This is a genomic window from Variovorax sp. 770b2 (genome assembly GCF_900115685.1).
In the GTDB taxonomy this organism is placed as follows: domain Bacteria; phylum Pseudomonadota; class Gammaproteobacteria; order Burkholderiales; family Burkholderiaceae_C; genus Variovorax.
In genome coordinates, this window is sequence record NZ_FOXJ01000001.1 from 3,340,649 (window position 1) to 3,360,669 (window position 20,021).

A 20,021-nucleotide genomic window follows, 5' to 3' on the forward strand; every position below is an offset into this window, starting at 1 on the left:
GGTCAGCGCCCTGCGGCCGCGGTGGCGAGGGCCGCGAGCGTGTCGTCCACGCGTGCCGGCTCGGTGGTCTTCACTTGCGCCTGCAGCTGCTGCAGCAGCGTGGCGGCGGCCTGCGTGCGGCGCGAGGCGGGGTCGAAATAACGGTTGAGCGATGCGGTCACCTGGGCCAGTTCGGCGCGCGTGGCATCGACCTGGCGCGACAGCAGCGAGAGGCGCGCGTTGAGCAGTTTGAGCTTCAGGTTCTCGCGCAGGAAGTAGGTCTGCTCGGGGGGCAGCAGGATCGCCTCGGGGCTCTGGATGCGGCCCACGCGCACCAGCGAGCGCGCTTCGCCGCGCACCGTGAGCAGCGCACGGCGCCACCAGGGTGCATCGGCCGGAATCGGTTCGGGCTGCCAGGCATTGACGCCCGTGCCGCGAACCGCCACCGCGTTGATCGTGGGCAGGTCGTCCACGTTGCGCATCAGCTCGTCGAGCTTTTGCAGCGCCTCTGCGCTGTCGACGCTCGAGTTGCTGCGCAGGCGGTCGGCGTCGCGCTGCATGGCGCGCTGCAGCGGTGCGAGCCGCGGCTGCGCGGCGCGGGAGATGCGCAGGTCGCCGGCCTTGAGGGCCGCCAGCAGGGGTTCGACATTGCCGGTGACCTGGGCCTGCTGCAGCGCGAGGCGCACGGCCGACTCGATGTCGACCACGAGGTTTTCATCGCGCGAACGCGAGAGGCTCTGCATCAGCTCTTCGAGCTGCGAGCGCTGCAGCGCGACTTCGGCCACGCGGGTTTCGATGAGGGCCACGCGGGCCGCGGCGTCGCGCACCGTGTCGCTGGCCTGGCGCGCCAGCGTGCGCGCTTCCATCGACTGCGTGGTGGCCTCGGCGCTCTGGCGTGCGAGCTGCTCTTTCATGCCGCCGACCTTTTGCCACAGCGCGATGGTCATCACCAGCGCGGCCAGCGCCACCAGGGCGACGAGGCCGAAGCCGATGCGGGACAGCAGCGTGGCCGCGGCGGCCATGGCGGCGGGCGTCTGGTGCGGCGCCAGCGTGGCGGGCACCGGCGCCGTTGCGGCAGCGGGAGAAGAAGGAGAAATGTCGTCGGACGGGGACGCGGCGCTCATGCCAACGATTCTATCGACGCGATCAACGCATCCCGCAGCGGTGTGCAGACACGCAACGCACCAAAACCCGCAGCCCGCGCGGCTTCGCCGATGCGTGCATGCGTGGCCACGGCGCTCGCGGCGTGCCAGTCGGTGCCGGGCATCGCGCGCTGGAGATTCGCGATCGCCTCGGAGCTGCTGAAGAGCCAGATCGCGCGCCCTTGCGCGCCATCCACGGCCAGTTGATGTTGTCTGACGTCGAACAACGGCGGCAATCGGCGATAGGCCACCACCGTGTCGCGATGCCCGCTCGCCGCATCGATCTCCCTGGCGAGCCAGTCGCGGCCGGCGGGCTGCCCCGCCTCATCGCCACCGCGCACGATGAGCACGCGCACGCTGGCCGACACCTGGCCCTGCACGCGCTCCCACAGCGCTTCCGAATCGAAGCGCGTGGCCTCGGGCGGCGGTGCGTCAATGGCGTCGGGCGGCACGCCGGCGCGCAGCAAGGCGCGCGTGGTGCCGGGGCCCGTGGCCCAGAAGCGGAGGCCAGGGCGACCGGCCAGGGCCTCGTCGGTCGAGCCCGCGTCGCGGTGCTGAAAGAAATGCTCGACCGCCGTCGCGCTCACGAACATCAGCGCGGCGTAGTCCTCGAGCCGCCGCCAGGCCGCGCGCAGCGGCTCGGCATCGTGGACGGGCTCGATGACGATCAGCGGCAACGCCACCGCATCGAGGCCGGCGGCACGCAGGTCGTCGACCCATTGCACCGACTCGCGTGCAGGCCGCGTGACGATGACGGGCCGCGCAGTCATCTGATGACCACGGATTTCAGTGGGCGCCGGCGTCGCGCAGCAACGCGGCCGCGTGTTCGCCGAGCGCATCGGCACGCGCGAAATCGCCGACCTCGGCCTGTGCATGAACGCGAACCAGCGGCGTGTTGCCCTCCGGATCGCCCCAGGCGGCATCGATGCGCAATGCCCCATCGGCCTGCCAGCGCGCGTGCGCCGCGAGCGGCATCGAGCAGCTGCCGCCCATCGCGCGGCTGACCGCGCGTTCGGCGGCGGTCGAGAGCCAGTCGCCCCGGTGCGCGAGCGGCGCGAGCAGTTCGATCAGGTCGGCGCGATCGGCGCGCACCTCGATACCCAGCGCGCCCTGCCCCGCGGCCGGCAGCATGTCGTCGGGTTCGAACGCCACGCGGATGCGGTCTTCGAGGCCGAGGCGCTTCAAGCCCGCAGCCGCCAGGATGATCGCGTCGTACTGCCCTTCGTCGAGCTTGCGGAGGCGCGTATCGAGGTTGCCGCGCAGCGGCTCGATGCGCACGTCGGGCCGCCTGGCCTTGAGCAGCACCACGCGGCGCAGGCTGGAGGTGCCGACCACCGCGCCGTGCGGCAGTTCGTCGAGCGAGGCGTAGCGGGGAGAGACCAGCGCATCGCGCGGGTCTTCGCGCTCCAGCACGCAGGCCAGGACGAAGCCTTCGGGCAGGTCCATCGGCACATCTTTCAGCGAATGCACCGCGATGTCGGCGCGCCCGTCTTCGATCGCCGTTTCGAGTTCCTTCACGAAGAGGCCCTTGCCGCCGACCTTGCTCAGGCTCTTGTCCAGGATCTGGTCGCCCCGGGTCGTCATGCCCAGAAGCTGGACCGTGTGGCCCCGTTCTTGCAAAAGCGCTTGCACGTGTTCGGCCTGCCAAAGGGCCAACCGGCTTTCGCGCGTCGCGATCACGATATTGCTCAAGACCGCTCCCAAAAAGTACATGTTTCCAGACCGCCGGAATGCTAGCATGTTGCGCCGCAGCAACGCAGGCGGCGCGTCCATTCAAGTCCCCAGGAACAACATCGAATGAAAGCCAGCAAGACCCCTGCCCTCCCCAAGCGCCGCCAGGCCGAAGACCAGCCACTGATCGACGACATCCGGCTGTTGGGCCGGATCCTCGGCGATGTGATCCGGGAGCAGGAAGGAGACGAGACCTATGCGTTGGTGGAAAAGATCCGCACCCTGTCGGTGGCCTTTCGCCGCGACGCCGACCACGCCGCCGACCGCGCGCTCAAGAACCTGCTCAAGGGCCTGAGCGCCGCCGAGACGGTGCGCGTGATCCGCGCCTTCACCTACTTCAGCCACCTGGCCAACCTCGCGGAAGACCGCCACCAGATCCGTCGCCGCACCGAGGCCGATCGCCAAGGCGTGCTGGCAGACGGCGACCTGCAGACTGCGCTCGCCCGCATCCGCAAGGCGGGCGTGAAGCCCGACGAAATCGTCGCCTCGCTGGCCCACAGCTACGTGTCGCCCGTGCTCACCGCGCACCCGACCGAAGTGCAGCGCAAGAGCATCCTGGATGCCGAACGCGCCATCGCGCTCCTGCTCACCACGCGCGACGAAATCAAGCTGCGCCAGAACGCCTACGCGGGCGGAAAAGACGCGCTCTCGCCCATCGAGCTCGCCGACAACGAAACGCAGATGCGCACGCGCGTCACCCAGATCTGGCAGACGCGGCTCCTGCGCTTCTCCAAGCTCACCGTGGCCGATGAAATCGAGAACGCGCTGAGCTACTACGAAGCCACGTTCCTGCGCGAGATTCCGCGCGTCTATGCCGACCTCGAAAAGGCATTGATGCAAGGCGGCCACACGCCGTCGGTCGCGCCGTTCCTGCGCATGGGCCAATGGATCGGCGGCGACCGCGACGGCAACCCCAACGTCACCGCCGAGACCCTCGAATACGCGCTCGGCCGCCAGTGCGAACTGGCGCTGCGCCACTACCTCACCGAGGTGCACTACCTGGGCGGCGAGCTCTCGCTCTCGGCCACGCTGGTCGATGTGTCGGCCGAGATGCAGGCGCTGGCCGAGCGCTCGCCCGACACCAGCGAACACCGCAAGGACGAGCCCTACCGCCGCGCGCTCACCGGCGTGTATGCGCGTCTCGCGGCCACGCTGCGCGAGCTCACGGGCGGCGAGGCCGCGCGCCATGCCGTCGCACCGCAGAACCCGTACCCCAACGCCGAGGAATTTCTTGCCGACCTGCGCACCGTGGAAGAGTCGCTGGGCGAAAAGCACGGCAGCGTGCTCGCGGCGCAGCGCCTGCGTCCGCTGATCCGCGCGGTGGAGGTGTTCGGCTTTCACCTCGCCACGGTCGACCTGCGCCAGAGCTCCGACAAGCACGAGGCGGTGATCGCCGAGCTGCTCGCCACCGCGCGCATCGAGCCGTCGTACGCCTCGCTCGCCGAAGAGGCCAAGCAGACGCTGCTGCTCAAGCTGCTGGACGACGCTCGTCCCCTGCGCGTGCCCGACGCCGACTACTCGCCGCTCGCAAAAAGCGAGCTGGCCATCTTCGCCGCCGCCCGCACCGCGCGTGCGCGCTACGGCGCCGCGGCCATCCGCCACTACATCATCAGCCACACCGAAACGGTGAGCGACCTGCTCGAAGCGCTGCTGCTGCAAAAGGAAGTGGGGCTCCTGCGCGGTGCGATGGCCACCAACGCGGTGTGCGACCTGATCGTCGTGCCGCTCTTCGAAACCATCGAAGACCTGCGCAATGCCGCGCCCATCGTGCGCGCCTTCTACGCGCTGCCGAACATCCAGGCGCTCATCGAGCGCTCGGGCGCCGAGCAGGACGTGATGCTCGGCTACAGCGACAGCAACAAGGACGGCGGCATCTTCACCAGCAACTGGGAGCTCTACCGCGCGGGCATCGCGCTGGTGTCGCTCTTCGACGAGCTCAACAAGAAAAAGGCCAACCCGATTCGCCTGCGCATGTTCCATGGCCGCGGCGGCACGGTGGGACGCGGCGGCGGCCCGAGCTACCAGGCGATCCTTGCGCAGCCGCCGGGCACGGTGCGCGGCCAGATCCGCCTCACCGAGCAAGGCGAAGTCATCGGCTCGAAGTACGCCAACCGCGAGATCGGCCGGCGCAACCTGGAGACGCTGGTGGCCGCCACGCTCGAAGCCACGCTGCTGCCGCAGGGCAAGTCGGCGCCCGCCACCTTCCTCTCGGCAGCAGGCGAACTCTCGACCGCCAGCATGGCCGCCTACCGCAAGCTGGTCTACGAAACCCCGGGCTTCGGCGACTACTTCTTCGGCTCCACGCCGATCCGCGAGATCGCCGAGCTCAACATCGGCTCGCGCCCCGCCTCGCGCAACCCGAGCCACAAGATCGACGACCTGCGCGCGGTGCCCTGGAGCTTCAGCTGGGGCCAGTGCCGCCTCACGATTCCGGGCTGGTTCGGCTTCGGCGCGGGCGTGGAGCAGTTCCTCGCCTCGGCCGGCAACGCCGCGGGCAAGAAGGAACGCGTGGCGCTGCTGCAGCGCATGTATGCGCAGTGGCCGTTCTTTCGCACGCTGCTCTCGAACATGGACATGGTGCTCGCCAAGAGCGACCTCGCGCTGGCCTCGCGCTACGCGGAACTGGTGACCGACCGCAAGCTGCGCCAGAAGGTGTTCTCGATGATCGATGCCGAATGGCACCGCACCTCGGACGCGCTCACGCTCATCACGGGCGCCAAGCAGCGGCTGGAAGGCAATGCCGAGATGCAGCGCTCGGTGCGGCATCGCTTTCCGTACATCGATCCGCTGCACCACCTGCAGGTGGAGCTGATGCGGCGCTACCGCGCGGGCGACGGCGGCGAGCGGCTGCAGCGCGGGATCCATATCTCGATCAACGGGGTGGCTGCGGGCCTGCGCAACACTGGCTGACTTCAGGCGTCGAGCACCAAAGACAAAGGGCGCCTTGTGCGCCCTTTCCTACGTGAACAGGCGCCAATCAGGCACCTGTAAGGCCATTTAAAAGCGTACGGTCGGACACGTTCACAGTTCTCGCAATCGCGCGGCAGCTCGAAGTCGTTTCACAGGAGCCCGTTGCAATGTCCGTCCCGCAGTCCCTTACCCATTCGCAAGTCGATTTCGTCAACGACGACTTCGAAGCCCTGGCTTCCCACATGCGCCATTGCGCGCAGGCTCACGGTCGATGGTTCTCGGTGCGAAGCCACATGCAACGTGTGCGCGCGCTCGCTGCGGGCCGCATCGTCACGATGGCCTGCATGGCCGTGGTTCTCGCCATCGGCCTCTTCGCGATCGCTTGAGCGCCGCATCCGTCGCCGACCGCCTCCAGGGGCTCAGTCACTACGCCCGGACCCTTCTGCTGGGTCCGCATGACCCGGTAGCACCTCCGATCCGCGCCGAACTCTTCGGCGCCCAGCGTTTCGAGCAGCACGGCCACAGCCTCGCGCGCGCACAGGTGGTGGAGGAAGACCGCCGCCGCGCCGGCGAGGGTGCCCCCTTTTTTCCGCGCGTGGACGAGAACCTCGAATCGCTGCGCGCCGCCTTCGACTACATCGCGCGCATCTCGCAGAGCGGGCGCTACGTGTCGCCGGCCGCCGAATGGCTGCTCGACAACTTCCACCTGGTCGAGGCGCAGCTCCAGCAGATCCATGACGGCGTGCCGCGCAGCTACTACGCGCGCCTGCCCAAGCTGGCCACGCCGCCGCTGGCGGGCCTGCCGCGCGTGTACGGCATCGCGTGGGCCTACGTGGCGCACACCGACAGCGTGCTCAACAAGACGCTGTTCACCGCCTTCCTGAACGCCTACCAGGACATCGACGAGCTCACGCTCGGCGAGCTCTGGGCGCTGCCCACCACGCTGCGCGTGGTGCTGCTGGAGAACCTGCGCCGCGTGGCCGAGAGCATTGCCGAGAACAAGGTCGCGCGCGAGATCGCGCACGCCGCCTGGGATGCGGCCCCGCATCTGTCGGCACAAGACCTGGACGTGCTGTACCGCGCGTTGCAAAGCCACGGCCTGCAGGACAACTACCTCACGCAGCTCTGGCAGCGCCTGCCGGTCGAGCACGGCGAGAACATGCCCGCGCTGGTGCGGTGGACCGAGCAGCACTGCCCCAACGGCCCGGCGCTCATCAACGATGCGCAGAACGCGCAGGCGGCGGCCAACCTCACGGTCGGCAACATCATCACCACGCTGCGCATGATCGGCCAGGTCGAGTGGAGCGACCTGATCGAGCCGGTGAGCCGCTCGCTGCGCGTGCTGCGCGAGCTGCCGAGCTTCGCGAGCGAAAGCGAACTCACGCGCCAGCAGATCACGCATGCGATGGAGCGCGTGGCGCGCGACACCGAGCAGCCCGAGCGCGAAGTGGCCGAGGCCGTGGTGCGCATGGCCGCGAGCGCGCCTGCCGACGACGCTGCCGCGGAGACCGACCGTGCCGACGGGACCGCGGGCTACTACCTCTTCGGCCAGGGCCGCCCGGGGCTGATCGCCGCGCTGCTGCAGTCCGATGGGCAGGCGGGCCGCAACGGCCGTGCGGAGCCCATCCGGCCCGCGCGCAGCCATCGCAGCTGGCGATTGCCGGCCTATCTCCTGTCCGTCGCCGTAGGCACCGCGTTGCTGCTGTTCGCCGTGGCGCACGGCCTCGCGCACCGCGGCGACTGGACCACCGTGGTCGCGCTCGTGCTGCTCGCATGGCCGCTCTCCGAGGCGCTGATCGCGCTGGCGCAGCGGATCATGGCCGAGTCGGTGCGCGTGCAGGCGCTGCCGCGCCTGGACTTCGCGACCGGCATTCCCGAGCGGCACCGCGCGCTCGTCGTCATCCCGACGCTGCTGACCTCGGCCGCGAGCAACGCGCAGCTCGCGCACCGGCTCGAGCTGCACTGGCTCGCCAACCGCGAGCAGCACGCGCAGTTCGCGCTCCTCACCGACTGGGCCGATGCCGCGCAGGCCTCGCTGCCCGAAGACGCGCCGCTGCTCGAAGACGCCATCGGGCGCGTCACCGCGCTCAACGCGAAATACCCTGCATCCGAAGGCGCGGCGCCGCGCTTCCTCGTGCTGCACCGCCCGCGCACCTGGAGCGACACCGAAGCGCGCTGGATGGGCTGGGAGCGCAAGCGCGGCAAGCTGGAGATGCTGGTGCGCCTGCTGGCGAGCGGCAATACCAGCAATACCAGTGATACCGGCGATTTCGGCGGCTTCCTGCCGCTCGCGCCGGGCCAGCAACTGGCCGCGGGCCGCACGCCCTATGTGCTCACGCTGGACAGCGACACGGGCCTTCCTCCCGGTGCCCTGCGCGACCTGGTGTCGATTGCAGCCCACCCGCTCAACGCGCCTGAAGTCGACGCAGAAAGCCGCCGCGTCGTCGCGGGCTTCGGCATCCTGCAGCCGCGCATCGTCACGCCGTTCCCGATGCAGAGCGAGCGCTCGCCCTTCCACTGGATGTTCGCCGGCCAGTGCGGGCTCGACCCCTACGGCAGCGGCGCCTCCGACATCTACCAGGACGTGTTCGGCAGCGGTTCCTTCACGGGCAAGGGCCTGCTCAACGTCCGCGCGGTGCACGCCACGCTGAACCAGCGCCTGCCCGACAGCGCGGTGCTGAGCCACGACCTGCTGGAAGGCACGGTCGCGCGCTGCGCGATGGTGAGCGACGTGGTGCTGGTCGAAGACCATCCGCACCACGCCGGCGTGGCCGCCTCGCGCGTGCACCGCTGGGTGCGCGGCGACTGGCAGCTCTTGCCGCTGATGTGGCGCGCCCGGCGTTTCGGCATCGATGCGCTGGGCCTCTGGAAGATGGGCGACAACCTGCGCCGCTCGCAGGTGGTGCCCGCTTCTTTCGCGCTGCTGGTGCTGGTGATCTTCACGCAGGCCATGCCGCTGGGCTGGGCGCTGGCGGCCGTCGGTTCGGCGCTCACGCTCGGCCCTCTGCTCGGCGCGCTGGCCGGGCTGGTGCCCACGCGGCGCGCGATCGAGCTGCGCCACTTCTTCGATGTGGGCGCGGTCGAACTGCTGCGCGCCATGGCCGGCGCGGCCTGGCAGTTCGTGCAGCTCGCGGCGCAGACGCGCCTGTTGCTCGACGCGGCGTTTCTTGCGACGTGGCGGCTGGTCGTGAGCCGCAAGCACCTGCTGCAATGGACCACCGCCGCACAGGCGCAGGCGCAGTCCAGCCAGCAGTTGCTGCCGTTCCTGCGCGGCGGTGCTTTCAGCAGCGTGGCCTGCCTTGCGCTCGCGGTGGCGTCGCACTGGAGCGCATACCCGATCGTCGGCCCGCTGCTGTTCGCCCTCTGGGCGCTCGCGCCCGTCGCCGCGTGGTGGAGCAGCCGCGTCGATGCCGAGGTGCCCGATCCGCTGAACGCCGACCAGCGCACCTATCTGGAGAAGCTCGCGCACGACACCTGGCTGTTCTTCGAGCACGTGGTCGGCCCCGACGACAACCACCTGCCGCCCGACAACCTGCAGCTGGAGCCGCAGCCCACCATCGCCCACCGCACATCGCCGACCAACATCGGCATGTACCTGCTGGCGGCCTGCTGCGCGCGCGAGTTCCGCTGGATCGGCACGGCCGCGCTGCTCGAACGCATCGGCGCCACGCTCGACACCGTCGACCGCATGCAGAAGCACCAGGGCCACCTGTTCAACTGGTACGACACGCAGACGCTCAGGCCGCTGCCGCCGGACTACGTCTCCAGCGTGGACAGCGGCAACTTCGCGGGCCACCTCGTGGCGGTGGCACAGGCCTGCCGCGCCTTTTCCGCGGAGGGCTGCGAGACCCACGAGGCACCCGCACTCGAAGCGCTCGCGCAGCGCTGCGACGCGCTGCACGCCGGCATGGATTTCAATGGCCTCTACGACGCCAAGCGCCATCTGTTCCACATCGGCCTGCGCGTCGAAGAGAACGTGCTCGACGCGAGCTACTACGACCTGCTGGCCTCCGAATCGCGCCTCTTGAGCTTCCTGGCGATCGCCAAGGGCGATGTGCCGCGCCGCCACTGGATGGCGCTGGGCCGGCCGTTCCTGCTGGTGGGCTTCGAGCCCAGCCTCAAATCGTGGTCAGGGTCGATGTTCGAGTACCTGATGCCCGCGCTCGTGATGTCCGAGCCCGAAGACGGCCTGCTGCAGGTGGCCAACACCGCGGCCATCGCCGAGCAGCAGGCCTTCGGCCGCGCGCAGAACCTGCCGTGGGGCGTTTCGGAATCGGCCTACTTCGCGCAGGACCACTCGCTGGCCTACCAGTACTCGCCCTTCGGCGTGCCGCGCCTCGCGCTGCGCCGCACGCCGCCCACCGACCGCGTGGTGGCGCCCTATGCGAGCGTGATGGCCGCGGTGCTGGCGCCGGCGGCGGCGGTGGCCAATCTCGAACGGCTCGAATCGCTGGGCGCGCGCGGCGAGTTCGGCTTTCACGACGCGGTGGACTTCACCGCCTCGCGCCAGGCCGAGGGGCAGGACTTCACCGTGGTGCGCAACTTCATGGCGCACCACCAGGGCATGTCGCTGGTGGCGCTGTGCAACGTGCTGTGCGCCGACGGGCCGCGCCGCTGGTTCGGCAGCGCCGCGCTGGTGCAGGCGCACGAGTCGCTGCTGCACGAGCGCACGCCGCGGCAGATCATCGGCAGCGCCGATCCGCGCACGCCGCCCGAGCCCAGCCAGACCGAGCTGGCGCCCTTGTTCCAGCCGCGCCTGGTCGATCCGATGGCCGCCGGCTTCCAGCCCACGCACCTGCTGTCGAACGGCCGCTACACGGTCGCGCTGCGCGCCAACGGCGCGGGCGTGAGCCGCTGGCGCTCGTTCAACGTGACGCGCTGGCGCGACGACCCGCTGCGCGACAGCCACGGCACCTTCTTCTACATCCGCGACGAAGGCCGGCGCGAGCTCACCTCGCTCACCGCCCTGCCCGCGCCCGGCGCCGACTGGCGCTACCGCACCCGCTTCCTGGCCGACCAGGTGCAGTTCGATGCGGCCGGCCCCGGCCTGCAGGTGCGCACCACGGTGCTCATCAGCCCCGAGGACGACACCGAGCTGCGCAGCATTTCGCTGCACAACTCGGGCGAGGAGACGCGCACGCTCGAACTCATCTCGTACTTCGAGCCGGTGCTCTCCAACCCCAAGGCCGACGAGGCGCATCCGGCCTTCGCCAACCTGTTCGTCGAGTCGCGCTGGGAGCCGGCCTGGCGCGTGCTGCTGATGTCGCGCAAGCCGCGGCTGCACGGCGACCCCGCGGTGGCCGCCGCGCACTTCGTGGCCTCGGTCGATGCGCACGTGCTCTCGATCGACTGCATGACCGACCGGCGCGCCTTCATCGGCCGCAACCGCTCGCTCGCCAGCCCCGCGCTCGACGCGCAGCCGCTGCACGTCAACGGCACGCCGGTGAATGGCCTGGATCCGATCGCGTGCCTGCGCGTGCGGCTGTCGATCGCGCCGGGCGCCACCGCGCGCCTGACCTTCGCAACCGCCGCCGACGAAAGCATCGAGGCGCTGATGCCCAGCATCGACCGCTACCTGCAGCCCATGCACGTGGAGCGCGCCACGCGCATGGCCGCCACGCTGGCGCAGGTGCGGCTGCGCGACCTGAGCATCGCGCCCGCGCAGAACCTGGCGCTGCAGGACCTGACGACCATCCTCACCTACACCACGCCGCGCGTGATGAAGGACCGCGGGCTCATCGATCTCCGGCAAATCTGGCGCTTCGGCATCTCGGGCGACAAGCCCATCGTGCTGGTCTACATCCACTCGATGAACGGCATGGGGCTCGTCAACACGCTCTTGCGCGCGCAGCCGTGGTGGGGCTTCGGCGGCGTGGCCTGCGACCTGGTGGTGCTCAACAGCGAGCCCAACTCCTACCTGATGCCGCTGCAGCGCGAGATCGAGACCCTGCGCACGCGCGTGCAGCAGCAGACCCAGAACAGCTTTCCGCGCAACGACACGGCCGGCTTCTACCTGCTGCGCGACCACGAGGTGGCGCCATCGGAGAAGGCCGCGCTTTCCAGCCTCGCGCGCGTGGTGTTCACGGCCGACGGGCGCGCGCTCGAAGTGCAGGTGGCCGCGTTGCACGAGGCGCGCAGCCCGGCGATTGCCGACGACAGCAGCGCGCCGGTGCCGCAGCGCACGCCGCTCCTGATGCGCTCGGCCGCGGCCCAGTCGGCGCAACCTGCGACGACGCCGATGGCGGCGCCCGCCGGCCGCTTCGATGCAGAGAGCGGCGAGTTCCGCTTCGACGTCGACATGGACAACCGCACGCCGCGCCCCTGGGTCAACGTGATCGCCAATGCCAACTTCGGCTTCCAGGTGTCCGAGTGGGGCACGGGCTTCACCTGGGCCGGCAACAGCCGCATGCACCAGGTCACGCCGTGGTCGAACGACCCGGTGCAGGACCCCGCCTTCGAGCACTACCTGCTGCAGGACCTGGCCACGCGCGAGCTGCTGCCGCTCACGCCCGCCGGCCAGGGCGCCAGCGGGTCCGAAGACGTACGCCACCGGGTGCGGCACGGGCAGGGCTACACGGTCTTCGAATGCCGGCTGCGCAACCTGACGCTCAAGACCACCTTCTTCGCGGACCGCGACGATGCCGCGAAGCTGGTGCATGTGCGCGTGCACAACGAGGGCTCGAACCAGCGGCGCCTGCGCGCGCTCGGCATGGTCGAGTGGCAGATGGGCGCGGCGCGCGGCGAACGGCGCACCGTGCACTGCTGGAAGCCGGAAGACCAGCCGGCCGTGTTCGGCCAGCAGCGCGAATCGGGCGGAGGTTTCGGCGGGAGCACGGCCTTCCTGCTGCTCGCGGGACTGCCGGGCGCGACGCAGTGGACCTGCGACCGCAACGAATTCTTCGCCGGACACGGCATCGTCGAGGTGCCCGAGACGCTCGCGCGGCGCGCGGGCAGCGGGCTGGATGCCTGCGCGGCCATCGGCGGCGAGTTCGTCGTCGGCGCCGGGGAGACGGCCACCTTCACCTTCGTGCTGGGCCACGCCGACAACGCCGATGCGGCCCTCGAGCTCGCCCGCCGCTGGCGGCAGCGCGACGTGCCCGAGGCGCTCGCGCAGGTGCGGGGCTTCTGGGACGAGTTGCTCGGGCGCCTTGCCGTGCGCACGCCCGACCCGCTCTTCGACGCGATGGTCAACCGCTGGCTCATCTACCAGACGCTGGCCTGCCGGCTCTGGTCGAAGGCCGGCTTCTACCAGGCCGGCGGCGCCTTCGGTTTCCGCGACCAGCTGCAGGACGCGATGGCCTTCGCGCTCACCGATCCGGCACGGCTGCGCGAGCAGATCCTGGTCAACGCCGCGCGCCAGTTCCCCGAGGGCGACGTGCAGCACTGGTGGCACATGCCCGGCGGCGCCGGCGTGCGCACGCATTTCTCGGACGACCTGCTGTGGCTGCCGTTCGCGACGGCGCACTATGTCGAAGTGACCGGCGATGCCTCGCTGCTCGACCAGGTGGTCGGCTTCATCGAAGGCCCCGCGATTCCCGACGGCGCCGAAGACGCCTACTACGCGCCGCAGAACAACGGCCGCACGGCCACCGTGTTCGATCACGGCGCGCGCGCCATCGACAAGAGCCTGAAGACCGGCGTGCATGGCCTGCCGCTGATGGGCACGGGCGACTGGAACGACGGCATGAACCGCGTGGGCAACGAAGGCCGCGGCGAATCGGTGTGGCTCGCGTGGTTCCTGTGCAGCGTGGTGGAGCACTACGCGCCGATCGCCGAAGCACGCGGCGAGCACGAGCGCGCAGCACGCTGGACCGACGCACGCCGCGGATGGATCGCCGCGCTGCACGATGCGGGCTGGGACGGCGCGTGGTTCCGCCGTGCCTTCTTCGACAACGGCGCGCCGCTGGGCTCGTCGGCCAACGACGAGTGCCGCATCGACCTGATCGCGCAGGCGTGGTCGGTGCTCTCGGGTGCTTCGGACGAGGCGCACACCGGCCCGGCGATGGCCGCCGTGAAGAAGCACCTGCACGACGAGCCTGCGGGCCTGCTGCGCCTGTTGACGCCGCCCTTCGCGCACTCGACCAACAACCCGGGCTACATCCAGGCCTATCCGCCGGGCGTGCGCGAGAACGGCGGGCAGTATTCGCACGGCGCGGTGTGGGCGCTGATGGCGCAGGCGCTGCAGGGCGACCACGAAGCGGCGTGGCAGAGCTTCGAGGGGCTGAGCCCCGCGCACCGTGCCACGCATTCCGAGCGCGGGCCGGCCTACGAACTGGAGCCCTACGTGATGGCGGGCGACATCTACGGCGCGGCGCCGTATGTGGGCCGGGGCGGCTGGAGCTGGTACACCGGCTCGGCCGCGTGGCTGCACCGCGCGTCCGTCGAGACGCTGCTGGGGCTGAGCGTGAAGGGCAGGCAGCTTTCGCTGACACCGCACGTGCCTGCGCACTGGCCGGGCTTCGAGATCGCACTGCGGCTCGGTGAGCGCAATCTCACGCTGCAATGGGGCGCACCGGAAGTCGCCGCGACGCCGACGCACCATGCGGCCGTCGGCGAGTGGATCGACTGGCAGGCGCTGCCGGCGGATGCGGTGCTGCGGGTGGGTTAAGGTCCGCGGGCCTGTTCCAGACCGCTCCTCCGCACTGCCAGCACTACCTGCACCTCCATGACCAAGATCCAGTTCCGCCGCAAGCTCATCGTCATCATCCTGCTGTGCGTGGCGGTCACGGGGGCGGTGGTGCGGCACTACGCGGAGCGCGGCACGACCACGCGCGACATCGCCACGCTGCTGATGGTGCTGTGGGTGCCGATCATCGGCAACGTGATCGCGTGGCTCATCGGCAAGCTGCCGCGCCGCGCGCCGCCGCCCGAGCCCGTGACCTTCGATGCGCTGGGTGCGTTCACGCCCCATCTGCAGGTCGAGGTGACGCTGCGTCCGACAGCGCTGCCGGTGCACGACGTGCCGCTTGCGGCGGGCGAATACCGCTGCGCGCTGGTGATCGACAACGAAGGCTTCTCCGCGCGATGGTTCGTGCCGCCGGGCGAGATGCTGGAACGCGGGAAGCCGCATTCGCTCGAAGTCGAGTTCCTGGCACCGGCGCTTGCAAGACCGCGCTTTGCACAGGGCGCGGACTTTCGCGTGCTGGTGGGCGATTCGTTCATCGCCGACGGCCGGGTGTTGCGGACCCTCTGACGGACTGGCAGGCGGACCGTCTGGCGGACTGTCCAGCGCAGGTTGGTGGCTTCAGCCGCCACGGCGACGCCATCCGCAGCCACCGGGTTGCAAAAAGGGCCGATTGTTCGCCCAGGGGAAACTGACTACTGCCGCGAGCCCCCTTTGTCGCGAAGGCATCCGCTTTCACACTCCCTGGACTCCCGCAACAAGCATCGGCACGCGCCCGGCCGATGCGCCCCAGGACTCCCTTCATGATGAATGCACCCAGCAGCACCCCCTGCATCGACGAGCTGTCGCCGTCGCCCTCGCCCGGGCTGGTCGAGACCACCCGTTCCGCCTGGCTCGCCGTCGGCTCCATCGCCGTCGGCACCTTCGCCATGGTCTCGACGGAGTTCATGCCCATCGGCCTTCTCACCGACATCGCGCGCGGCCTGAACGTGTCCGATGGCACGGCCGGCCTCATGGTCACGATGCCCGGCGTGCTCGCCGCCTTCGCCGGGCCGGCGCTGATCGTCGCCTCGGGCAAGCTGGACCGGCGCACCGTGCTGATCGCGCTCACCACCTTGCTGATCGCCTCGAACGTGCTCGCGGCCTTTGCGCCGAACTTCGCCACGATGCTCGTGGCGCGCCTGCTGCTCGGCCTGTGCGTGGGCGGCTTCTGGACCTTTGCACCGGCCGCCGCCACGCAGCTGGTGCCCGATGCCTCGAAGGCACGCGCCATGTCGCTGGTGCTGGCCGGCGTGTCGGCGGCCACGGTGCTCGGCGTGCCCGCGGGCTCGTTCCTGGGCACGCTCTTCGGCTGGCGCGCTTCGTTCGCGGTGACCGGCGCGCTCGCCGCGGTGGTGCTGCTGGTGCAGTTGTGGCTCTTGCCCGCGATTCCGCCGGTGCGCGCCATCGGCGCACGCGACCTGCTCACGCCGCTCACGCGCCGCATGGCGCAGGTCGGGCTGCTCGCGGTGCTGTTCTTCATTGCCGGCCACTTCGCGGCCTACACGTATCTCAAGCCGCTGCTGCAGCAGGTGTTCGGCCTCGCGCCCAACGCGGTCTCCACGCTGCTGCTGGTCTATGGCGCGGTCGGATTCATCGGCACCTTCGTCGGCGGCAGCCTGGTGGCGCGCAGCGTGCGCGGCACCACGTTGCTGGCGGCGCTGATGCTGGCCACGGCGCTGCTGCTGTCCACGATGATCGGTAGCGGCTTCGTGCCCGGCGCGGTCGTGGTCTTCATCTGGGGCGTGGCCTTCGGCCTGATCCCGGTGGCGCTCACCGGCTGGATGATGGAAGCGGTGCCCGATGCACCCGAGGCCGGCCAGGCGCTGCTCGTGAGCGGCTTCCAGGTGGCGATCGCCTCGGGCGCGCTCATCGGCGGCCTCACGGTCGACAACTTCGGCATCTCCAGCGCGATGGTGCTCAGCGGCGTGCTGGTGCTGATCGCCGCGCTGATCGTCGGCACGCTGGGCCGCGCACGTGGCGGCGCGCCGCTGGCGGTCATTCCGGAATAACTTGCGGGCCTGATAACGTTTCTGCGTTTCTATTTCGCCGAGCTGCTGCGCATTGCGTTGGCGGCTCGGCACAGGTCTATCTCGCGGCGCGTTGCCAGCTCGAAGCAACGCGCATCCGCTTCGCGCGCCGCGGCCTCTAGCGAGCGCCGCTCGTTGGCCGCCTCCACCTGGTAGCCGACGAGCCAGGCCATGGTTGCCGCCAGCATGACCACGAGTCCGATCAGGGCGGCGATCACCGCCACTCGCCAGCCCTGCGTGCGCGAAATGCGGGCCTGCATGGCGGGTGCGTTCAACGCGGAAGCTCCGGGAATATCCATGCGCTCAGTCCGAGGACGACGCCCGCCCCCAGGGACACCATCGCCGCGGTCACGAACAGCGAAGCGACGACGATGTTCGGCATGCGCATGGCCATGACCAGGAACGCAGCGGTCGTCATGACGTAGAGGAGCAGCGGCAGCCAGCCCATGTAGGCTGGGCGCACGTTGGGTTCGGGCGGCTCGTCAGGGTTCATGTCCGGCAGGAACGGGTTAAGCATGGGTGACTCCTCCTTCATGAAACATGGCGCGCAATTCGTCGTCGCTTGCTGGTGAAAGGATGACCTCGGAACGCCCTTCCCCCTCGCCGGCTTGCGAAAGGGCCAGTTGCGCAAGGCGCAGTTCGGTGTGATGCGCCAGAAAAAACAGCCCGACGCGCCGCCCGAGCGCGCTCCAAACGTCGGCCATCAATGCCATCTGTTGCGCGGCATCCGCATGCAGCCCGAAGAGGATGGCATCGAAGCGCCCTCCTTCGCGCGCGGCATGGATCAAGCCATAGAGATGCTCGAAGGAGTGATGGTCGATGCCGGCGGTTCGCAGCGAACTGCCGGTGCAGGTGCGTTGCAAGGCATCCGAATCCACAAGAGCGACTCGATGTTGGTGATGGATTTTTGCGGTCATGAGATTCAGAGAATTCCGAGGCCCGATCGGCACTCGGTGCTCGCGAAAACGCCATCAGGTTGCGGAACCGCACGATAGAAGCTCAGCCGGGCGTCCCCTAGGAAATGGTTCACAAACGTAATCAAATTGAATCGGTGAAGCTGAAATTGATGCGCACACCGTTCAGTAAGTCACGCTCACGCTCTTGCTCGAAAAGCTCAAGCGCTCCGATTTCTCGAGCAACGATCCAAGTTCGCCTCAATGCGCTGAAAACAACTGGCGCCTGAGCGGACCCAGCGTCGCCCACCACACGATCGGCGCGACATATTGCACACAAAGCGACCGCAAGTTGACAAACCATGACAGTTGTCAAATTTCGCTCGTTATGCCGAGAAGTAGTTAACACACATAAGCAGTTACGCGCTCATAGACTCGCGCCCTGAAATTCGACAACAAAAGTTAACAGGACAGCCTGAATCCAGTTCGATGCAGTTCGCGGTTTGCTTCCGAAGCACCACCCAGCCGCAACGACTCTCGGTCTGGATGTGTCCCGCCATGCATGTCATCGAACCGGCACACGCAATGGAGAGTGGGATGGACCAAGTCCCCGTATCGACCAGAGCACCTTGGGAAATTGGTCAAAGAGAACTGCTATGAATAAAACTTACCGCTCCATCTGGAACGAATCGCTTGGTGCTTGGGTTGCCACCTCCGAAAACACCGCGGCGCGGGGCAAGCGCAGCAAGTCGGCCATCAGCCAAGCGGTGGCATTGGCTGTGCTGTTCGGTGGCGTCGGCCTGAACGTGGCCCACGCGCAGTACCAAGCCGGCGGCGGGACGGCAACGGGTAGCGGAGCCATTGCGATTGGCACCGGAGCCAGCGCTGTTGCAGCGTCCGCGGGGACTTCGACGGCAATTGGTTCGGGTGCCACCGCCTCCAGTCCGACTGGCCTGGGAGACTCTCTTGCAATCGGTACGACAGCACAGGCAATCGGTGTCGATTCGACCGCGATCGGCAGTCAGACGACCGCGAGCGGCACGAACTCGATTGCAATAGGCAACAACGGAACGATCGCGAACCAAAACGGCGCCATGGCCTTGGGCGTCAATAGCAGCGCGTTGGCTGCCGGCGCAACTGCAATCGGTACCAATGCTTCCAGCAATGTCGCCAACTCGGTCGCACTGGGGAATTCCTCGATTACGACCGGGACGGCATCGTCAGCTACAGGTGGTACGGGTGGCGTTTCCAGTGCTTCGATCGGGGGCTTTACCTACGGTGCGTTCGCCGGGTCCAATCCTTTCGGCGTGGTGAGCGTCGGTACTACCGGCAAGGAGCGTCTTATCCAGAATGTTGCAGCGGGCCTGATCGGCTCCAGCAGCACGGACGCGATCAATGGCAGCCAACTATATAGCGTGGCGAGTACATTGGGTAGCGGCATCTCCAGCCTCTCGACCTCCACGTCGACCGGCCTGAGCACTGCAACCAGCAGCATCAAGAGCCTCTCGAGTTCGACCTCGACCGGCCTGAGCACTGCGACCAGTGGCATCTCGAGCTTGTCCACTGGTCTCAGCACCACCAACAGCACGATCAGCAGTCTGTCGACTGGCCTGAGCACTTCGGCGAGCGGGATCAGCAGCCTGTCGACTTCCACATCGACCGGACTCAGCACCGCAACCAGCGGCATTGGAAGCCTGTCCACGGGACTGAGCACGACCAGTAGCAACGTGACCAGCTTGTCGACCTCGACCTCTACAGGTCTGAGCACGGCAACCAGCGGCATCTCGAGTCTCTCCACCGGCCTGAGCACTACCAACAGCAGCGTGACCAGCCTGTCGACCTCCACATCGACTGGCCTCAGCACTGCGACCAGCGGCATCGGCAGCTTGTCCACGGGACTGAGCACGACCAACAGTGGCCTCGCCAGCCTGTCGACCTCCACATCGACCGGCCTCAGCACTGCGACCAGCGGCATTGGCAGCTTGTCCACGGGACTGAGCACCACCAACAGCGGCCTCGCCAGTCTGTCGACCTCGACTTCCACAGGTCTGAGTACGGCGACCAGCAGCATCGGCAGCTTGTCCACGGGGCTGAGCACGACCAACAGTGGCCTCGCCAGCCTGTCGACCTCCACGTCGACCGGGTTGAGCACGGCAACCAGTGGCATCTCCAGCCTGTCCACAGGTCTGAGTACGACCAACAGCAGCGTGAGCAGCTTGTCGACCTCCACGTCGACCGGTCTGAGCACGGCAACCAGCGGCATCTCCAGTCTCTCCACAGGCCTGAGCACCACCAACAGCAGCGTGAGCAGTCTGTCGACTTCCACATCGACCGGACTGAGTACTGCGACCAGCAATATCGGCAGTCTGTCCACCGGCTTGAGTACGGCCACGAGCGGCATAGGCAGCCTTTCCACTGGCCTGAGCACGACCGACAGCAACCTGGCCAGCCTGTCGACCTCGACCTCCACGGGTCTAAGCACGGCGACCAGCAGCATCGGCAGTCTGTCCACCGGTTTAAGCACGGCCACGAGCGGCGTCTCCAGCCTCTCCACCGGCCTGAGCACGACCAACAGCAACGTGAGCAGCCTGTCGACTTCGACGTCGTCGGGCCTGAGCACCGCCACGAGCAGCATCGACAGCCTGTCCACTTCCACATCGACCGGACTGAGCAC

Annotated in this window: 12 protein-coding genes; 6 read left to right on the forward strand and 6 right to left on the reverse strand. The window is 68.6% G+C overall.

Annotated features, from left to right (window positions below; genetic code table 11):
* Positions 1-2 precede the first annotated feature (2 nt).
* From BM133_RS15495 to hemC, 3 genes are read right to left on the reverse strand one after another with little or no spacing between them, the layout of a single operon-like run.
* Positions 3-1,103 (reverse strand): uroporphyrinogen-III C-methyltransferase, encoded by a 1,101-nt coding sequence (locus BM133_RS15495; protein ID WP_093434895.1) that lies wholly within the window; start codon positions 1,101-1,103, stop codon positions 3-5.
* On the reverse strand, positions 1,100-1,891 hold the full coding sequence (locus BM133_RS15500) for a uroporphyrinogen-III synthase (RefSeq protein WP_093434897.1): 792 nt from the start codon (positions 1,889-1,891) through the stop codon (positions 1,100-1,102). Before BM133_RS15500 ends, BM133_RS15495 begins: the two co-directional genes overlap by 4 nt.
* Positions 1,892-1,907: 16 nt before the next feature.
* Positions 1,908-2,834, reverse strand: a complete 927-nt coding sequence (gene hemC / locus BM133_RS15505; protein ID WP_093434899.1) for a hydroxymethylbilane synthase — start codon at positions 2,832-2,834, stop codon at positions 1,908-1,910.
* Between the two features lie 84 nt (positions 2,835-2,918).
* On the opposite strand from hemC, the gene ppc reads away from it, so the two are divergent.
* The 5 genes from ppc (at position 2,919) to BM133_RS15530 (ending at position 16,436) form a co-directional block, all read left to right on the forward strand.
* A complete protein-coding gene (ppc, locus tag BM133_RS15510) occupies positions 2,919-5,762 on the forward strand; it encodes a phosphoenolpyruvate carboxylase (RefSeq protein WP_093434900.1) in 2,844 nt (947 codons plus the stop codon).
* 167 nt (positions 5,763-5,929) lie between these two features.
* Complete coding sequence (locus BM133_RS15515; protein ID WP_093434902.1) at positions 5,930-6,148, forward strand: hypothetical protein; 219 nt, start codon at positions 5,930-5,932, stop codon at positions 6,146-6,148.
* On the forward strand, positions 6,145-14,370 hold the full coding sequence (locus BM133_RS15520; protein WP_093434904.1) for a glycoside hydrolase family 94 protein: 8,226 nt from the start codon (positions 6,145-6,147) through the stop codon (positions 14,368-14,370). Before BM133_RS15515 ends, BM133_RS15520 begins: the two co-directional genes overlap by 4 nt.
* A 57-nt stretch (positions 14,371-14,427) precedes the next feature.
* A complete protein-coding gene (locus BM133_RS15525; protein WP_093434906.1) occupies positions 14,428-14,955 on the forward strand; it encodes a hypothetical protein in 528 nt (175 codons plus the stop codon).
* 233 nt (positions 14,956-15,188) lie between these two features.
* Positions 15,189-16,436 (forward strand): MFS transporter, encoded by a 1,248-nt coding sequence (locus BM133_RS15530; protein ID WP_093434908.1) that lies wholly within the window; start codon positions 15,189-15,191, stop codon positions 16,434-16,436.
* 29 nt (positions 16,437-16,465) lie between these two features.
* Here the strand turns inward: BM133_RS15530 and BM133_RS15535 are convergent, their stop codons facing one another.
* Genes BM133_RS15535 through BM133_RS15545 form a run of 3 tightly spaced genes read right to left on the reverse strand, consistent with a single transcriptional unit; the run spans position 16,466 to position 17,371 of the window.
* The gene (locus BM133_RS15535) at positions 16,466-16,729 is read right to left on the reverse strand and encodes a general secretion pathway protein GspL (protein ID WP_256219181.1); all 264 of its coding nucleotides are present in this window, start codon (positions 16,727-16,729) and stop codon (positions 16,466-16,468) included.
* Entirely contained in the window at positions 16,726-16,971 is a 246-nt protein-coding gene (locus BM133_RS15540) for a hypothetical protein (protein ID WP_093434912.1), read from the reverse strand. The genes BM133_RS15535 and BM133_RS15540 overlap by 4 nt, the downstream gene beginning before the upstream one ends.
* Complete coding sequence (locus tag BM133_RS15545; RefSeq protein ID WP_093434914.1) at positions 16,964-17,371, reverse strand: hypothetical protein; 408 nt, start codon at positions 17,369-17,371, stop codon at positions 16,964-16,966. Before BM133_RS15545 ends, BM133_RS15540 begins: the two co-directional genes overlap by 8 nt.
* A gap of 632 nt (positions 17,372-18,003) precedes the next feature.
* Between BM133_RS15545 and BM133_RS15550 the strand changes: the two genes are divergently transcribed.
* On the forward strand, positions 18,004-20,021 hold a 2,018-nt coding region (locus BM133_RS15550; protein ID WP_305728063.1), incomplete at its 3' end, for an ESPR-type extended signal peptide-containing protein.